The sequence below is a fragment of the Bradyrhizobium sp. P5_C11_2 genome (genome assembly GCF_054049755.1).
Genome location: NZ_JBFULT010000889.1, coordinates 1 through 1913 on the forward strand (window position 1 = coordinate 1; position 1913 = coordinate 1913).

General features: G+C 68.1%; 2 protein-coding genes and 1 pseudogene. 1 reads left to right on the forward strand and 2 read right to left on the reverse strand.

Going from position 1 to position 1913, the window contains the following annotated elements; translation table 11 throughout:
* Positions 1 to 18: 18 nt before the first annotated feature.
* The gene (locus ACXJL8_RS39905) at positions 19 to 294 is read right to left on the reverse strand and encodes a hypothetical protein (protein WP_456617846.1); all 276 of its coding nucleotides are present in this window, start codon (positions 292 to 294) and stop codon (positions 19 to 21) included.
* Positions 291 to 1073, reverse strand: a complete 783-nt coding sequence (locus tag ACXJL8_RS39910; RefSeq protein ID WP_456617847.1) for a DUF899 domain-containing protein — start codon at positions 1071 to 1073, stop codon at positions 291 to 293. The genes ACXJL8_RS39905 and ACXJL8_RS39910 overlap by 4 nt, the downstream gene beginning before the upstream one ends.
* A 150-nt stretch (positions 1074 to 1223) precedes the next feature.
* On the opposite strand from ACXJL8_RS39910, the pseudogene ACXJL8_RS39915 reads away from it, so the two are divergent.
* Positions 1224 to 1913, forward strand: a pseudogene (locus ACXJL8_RS39915) (helix-turn-helix domain-containing protein); the annotation flags it as partial.

Here is a 1913-nt window from a genome sequence, read left to right on the forward strand (position 1 = left end):
AGCAGATCCCGATGGACGTCACCGCCCGCCGCGGCCTCTCCGCTCCGACATCAGCCTCAGCCACGCCGACGCATGAAACGCACTCATCAGGAGATACATCGGGACCATTCCGCCGAGAGACAATCCGCCTCCGGCGGAGCAGAGCATGTCCGCCGGGCCGCCGCCGAGCACGGCCGTCAGCACGGCCATGATCGCGAAGGTCGGCGTGGCCGCGAGCGCCAGCCATCTGGCGAGGCGATGCGCGGCCACACGGCTGGTGCCGGCGGCCGCGCCGACGGAGCAGATCTCGGTCACGCGCCCGCCTCGCGGAGCGCCTTCTCGCCGGCGTCCGACACCTCGACCCACCGCTTGTCGGGCGCCGCACCTTCCGCGTAGCTGTCGTGCCAGTTCCACCATTTGTAGGTCGGGGTCTGCGGATAGCCTTTCGGCGAGTCCTCCCAGACCTCCTGCCGGCCGAGCGGCGTGATGTCGAGATAGTTCCAGGTGCCGCCCATCTGCTCGTCGCCGCGGCTCTTGACCAGATACGTGCGGAAGATGCGGTCGCCGTCGCGATAGAACACGTTCGTGCCGTGCCATTCGTCCACGCCGAAATCGGCGTCAAAACTGTCCGTGACGGTGACCCATGGCATGGTCCAGCCCATCCGCTTCTTCAGCCGCGCGATATCCGCCTGGGGCGCACGCGAGGCGAAGACGAGCGTGGTGTCCCGCGCGTTCAGGTGCGAGACATGGGCGACCTGATCGGCCACCATCGAGCAACCGCGGCACGCCTGATCGGGCCAGCCGAACACGCCCGGCTCGAAGAAGGCCCGGTAGACGATCAGCTGCCGCCGGCCCTGGAACAGATCGAGCAGACTGATCTTGCCGCCGGGCCCCTCGAACGCATAGGTTTTGTTGACGGCCATCCACGGCATGCGCCGGCGCTCGGCGGCCAGCGCGTCGCGGGCACGGGTATGCGCCTTTTCCTTCACGAGCAGTTGCTGACGGGCTGCCTCCCAGTCCTGCGGCGACACCACCGGCGGTGTTTGCATGGCGGCCTGTCCGTTAGTTCCTGCGTTGTCTGCTGAAGTCATCATCGCTCTCCAAACCTGTTGCCTTGGCGGTCGTTCCGCGTTGCGCTACGACGGACGCGGAACTGCCCGCCACTCACCGCACATTGTCGGCCGTCAACGATTTCTGGCACCAAGCGGTTGCGCGGTGGGAGTAACAAGTGTGGCGGGATTTGAATGGAATCGCTGATCACGGCTGCCGCGCGCGCGCTCGAAGCCGGCGATCCGCTCGGCGCCTTGAACCGTGTTGCGTTGCGCAACGATGCACCTTCGCTGGCGCTGCGCGGGATCGCGATGGCACAGCTCGGCGATCTCGCGAAGGCGAAGTCGCTGCTGCGAAGCGCGGCGCGCGCCTTCGGTCCGCGAGAGGCCGTGGCGCGCGCAAGATGCGTGGTGGCCGAAGCCGAGATCGCGCTCGTCTCACGCGACCTGAACTGGCCGGTGAAAACCCTCGCAGCCGCGCGGGCGACGCTCGAAAAACACGGCGATCTCGTCAATGCCGCCCATGCCGGTCACATCGAGGCCCGGCGCCTCCTCCTCGTCGGGCGCCTCGACGAGGCCGAGCGTACGCTGGCCGAACTCGGCGCATCACCACTGCCGCCTGCATCCCAGGTCGTCCGCGAGCTCGTGGTCGCCGGCATCGCGATCAGGCGGCTCAGATCGAAAGACGCGCGCGCGGCGCTCGACCGCGCGGCCAACGCGGCGCGGTCAGCCGGGATTCCGGCACTCACGGCCGAAGTCGAAAGCACGAGCCTCGTCCTCGACACGCCCGCGGCGCGCCTGATTGCGCGCGGCAAGGAGCATCCGCTGTTGCTTGGACAAGTCGAAGCGCTGGCGGCGTCCGAGGCGCTTGTCGTGGACACGTTC

What these genes read in the sequence shown, in the direction of transcription:
- ACXJL8_RS39910 (WP_456617847.1), bottom strand. Translation starts at nt 1,073, where the DNA reads ATGATGACTTCAGCAGACAACGCAGGAACTAACGGACAGGCCGCCATG.